The sequence below is a fragment of the bacterium genome, assembly GCA_035295165.1.
Classification (GTDB): Bacteria; Sysuimicrobiota; Sysuimicrobiia; order Sysuimicrobiales; family Segetimicrobiaceae; genus JAJPIA01.
Window position 1 is genome coordinate 1 of sequence record DATGJN010000071.1, and the last position, 3,247, is coordinate 3,247.

Sequence of the window (3,247 nt, forward strand, 5' to 3'; positions counted from 1 at the left end):
ACCGCGCGCCGATCTTCAGCCTGCACACGCAACGGCAGATGGAGATCATCGTGCTGGAACCGAGGGCGTACGAGGAGGCCCAGAGCGCTGCGGACTACTTGAAGACGCAGCGGCCAATCGTGATCAATCTGCGCGACACACAGAAGGACTTGGGCCGGCGCGTCGTCGACTTTCTAAGCGGCGTCGCCTACGCGCTGGACGGGCACATGCATCGCGTCGGCGACGAGATCTTCTTGTTTACACCGCATCACGTCACGATTACGGCGGACGTCCTGCGCGAGGAGACGGCACCTGGACCACTATTCAGCGTAGAGTAGCCCGCCCCGGCCGCCGTACCGCCGGGGCGATGGAAACTCGGGGTCGGCCGTCGAAGAGTCGGCGTGGGTTGACGCCTGACGGTATACTGGTGAAGGCATAGCGTTGTCCCCCAGAGTTCCCGGGCTCGGGCAGCCGGCGACGAGGCAAGCCGCGCACATGCGCGCCTCGGCCGGAAGATGTTGCCCCACGCCGGTCGGCAGCGGAGGCACCTGCACGGATGACCACAAGAGACACCGGAGCGCCCGCTCGATGAGCGCCGACGCTTCCCTATGGTGGGAGGACGGCGCGCTCCTTCTTCTTGACCAGACGGCACTGCCGCACGAGATCCGCATCCGCCGCTGCGAGTCGTGGCAGGATGTAGCGGACGCGATCCGAAGTCTGCAGGTGCGCGGTGCGCCCGCAATCGGACTCGCCGCCGCATACGCGATGGCGTTGGCCGCGCGGCAGCACGGGGGCCTGGGACCGAGCGGCCAGCGGGATCTGGTGCGCGAGGCGGCTAAGACGCTGAGAGGCACGCGCCCCACTGCCGTGAACCTTGCGTGGGCGCTCGACCGGCTGCTGCGGGTGATGGACGCGTCGGGTCCCGGGGCGCTCCCGGATCGACTCCTCGCGGCCGCGCACGCTCTGGTCCGCGCGGACCTGGAAACGAACCGCCAGATCGGTCGGTTCGGTGTTAGTCTGTTGTCCGAAGGCGCGTCCGTCCTGACGTACTGCAACACCGGCATGCTTGCGACGGGAGGCTACGGGACCGCGTTCGGCGTTCTGCGTGCCGCCCACGAGAGGGGGCTCGGCATCCACGTGTTTGCGTGCGAGACGCGTCCGGTGCTGCAGGGCGCGCGGTTGACCGCGTGGGAGTTGCTGCGCGCCGGCATCCCGAGCACCTTGATCACCGACAATGCCGCGGGCACCTTGATGCGGGCGGGGGAGATCACCGCGGTCGTCGTCGGCGCCGATCGGATCGCCGCCAACGGCGACGTCGCCAACAAGGTCGGGACCTACACGCTGGCGGTGCTGGCCCATGCGCACCGGGTTCCGTTCTACGTTGCGGCGCCCACGTCCACGATCGATCTGGACACCCCGGACGGCGATGCGATTCCTATTGAAGAGCGCGACGCCGGCGAGGTGACGACCGTGGGCGGCGTCCGCGTCGCCCCGCGCGGGGTGGCCGTGCGGAATCCGGCGTTCGATGTGACCCCGCACCAACTGCTCACCGCGATCATCACCGAGGCTGGCGTGGTCCGCGCGCCGTATGCGGCGGGCCTCCGGGGCGCGGTCGCGGCGCACACCGCGGCGGCCGGGGGCGGGGCATGAGAGACCGCGCGCGGGTCCGCCGGAAGATGTTGCTGGTGGTGCTCGGCCTGGCGTGGCTGGGGGTCACCACCGTCGGACTCGTCCATCGAGACGTGGCGTGGGTGTCGGTGATCTTCTTTGTGTCGGGTGTGTACGGGACGATCTTGATGGTCGCGGGGATTCTGCCCAGGCGCCCGGACACGGTCCCCGGCACGGGCTATGCGCCGTTCGTGAGTGTGATCGTGCCCGCGCGGAACGAGCAGGGCGTGATCGCGGACACCGTCCGGTGCCTGTGCGGGCTCGACTACGCGGATCCCGACGGATGTCCGCGGTTCGAGGTCATCGTCGTGGACCATCGGTCCACGGACCGCACGCCCCAGGTGCTGGATGCACTCAGGCGGACGCTCGCGTTCACGGTTGTCCGTCCGACGCCCGAAGACGGCGTCGGGAAGGCCGTCGCGCTCAACGTCGGCCTCGCGGCCGCGCGAGGCGAGGCGATCTGCGTGTTCGACGCCGACGCGCGCGTCGCCCCCGACTTCCTGGCGCGGCTCGTGCCGTATCTCGGCCGCCCGGGTGTGGCCGGCGTCCAAGCGCGCAAACTCGTCTATGAGGGCGGGCGGAACGCCCTGATGCGCGCCCAGGAGGACGACTACATCGTCTTCCAAACGCTCACGCAGCGCAGCCGGCACCGGATCGGCGGCGCGGTGATCCTGACCGGGAACGGGTTGATCACCCGACGCGACGCTTTGGAGGCCGTCGGCGGGTGGAACGAGGACGCGCTGACCGAGGATATCGACCTCACGATCCGGTATGCGCTGCGGGGTTGGACCGTGCACTACTGCGAGCACGTGGTCGTGTGGGAGGAAGCGGTCCCCACGTGGCGCGCGCTGATCCAACAGCGCACGCGCTGGTCCGAAGGATCGCTGCGGTGTCTGTTCGACCACGCGGCGGCGCTCGTGCGCGCGCCGGTGCCGTGGCGAAAGCGGTTGGATTTCCTCGTGTTCCTGTCGAGCTCGCTCGTGATGGCGCTCTCGATGATCGCGAGCTACGGATACCTCGTCGAGCAGTGGGTCTCTGACGCCACGTCGCGCGGCCTGTCGGTGGCCGACGCGCTCCCGGTGCGGGGACATCAGCCGATGTACACCTACTACTGGATTGTTGTGATGCTGGCGACGATCGTCGCGATCGCCATCGAGCGCAAGCCCGGTGCGCTGATGCTCGCGTGGTCGTCCGGCCGCTACATCGCGTTCGCGATGCACCAGATCGTGACGCTACCGCTGGCGCTGTATCGGTACAGCCGGAGCGTGTTCACCGGCCGGTTCGAGTGGATGAAGACCGAGCACCACGGGGTTGGGCTGCCCGATCTGTCGGGGCTGCTTGCCGGCCGGCCGGCGACCGCGTCCGATGTGGCGGAATCGGTGCTGGCCCGCGTCGGCTTCGCCGGCGGCGCGGATCCGACCGTGGAAGCGGTGCCGCCCCCGCCGTAGCGTCAGGGCGCGGTCGCGTCTTGGCTCCACGGGAACGGTTCCCGAACGCCCGGTCGTGTCGTAGTTCAGCAATCCTGTCATGCTAACGGTTCAGCGAAAATGTCACCCCCTGGGCGCTGAGCTCTTTGCGGCGAGCGATCTGAGCGTATTGC

3 protein-coding genes are annotated in these 3,247 nt (G+C 68.9%); all 3 read left to right on the forward strand.

The features are described from left to right. Nucleotides 1-317, forward strand: a 317-nt coding sequence (locus VKZ50_11355; GenBank protein ID HLJ60315.1) for a cell division protein SepF, incomplete at its 5' end; no start/stop codon positions are given. Nucleotides 318-567: 250 nt separating this feature from the next. Then, complete coding sequence (mtnA, locus tag VKZ50_11360; protein HLJ60316.1) at nucleotides 568-1,629, forward strand: S-methyl-5-thioribose-1-phosphate isomerase; 1,062 nt, start codon at nucleotides 568-570, stop codon at nucleotides 1,627-1,629. After that, nucleotides 1,626-3,095 (forward strand): glycosyltransferase family 2 protein, encoded by a 1,470-nt coding sequence (locus VKZ50_11365; GenBank protein HLJ60317.1) that lies wholly within the window; start codon nucleotides 1,626-1,628, stop codon nucleotides 3,093-3,095. The genes mtnA and VKZ50_11365 overlap by 4 nt, the downstream gene beginning before the upstream one ends. Nucleotides 3,096-3,247: the final 152 nt, after the last annotated feature.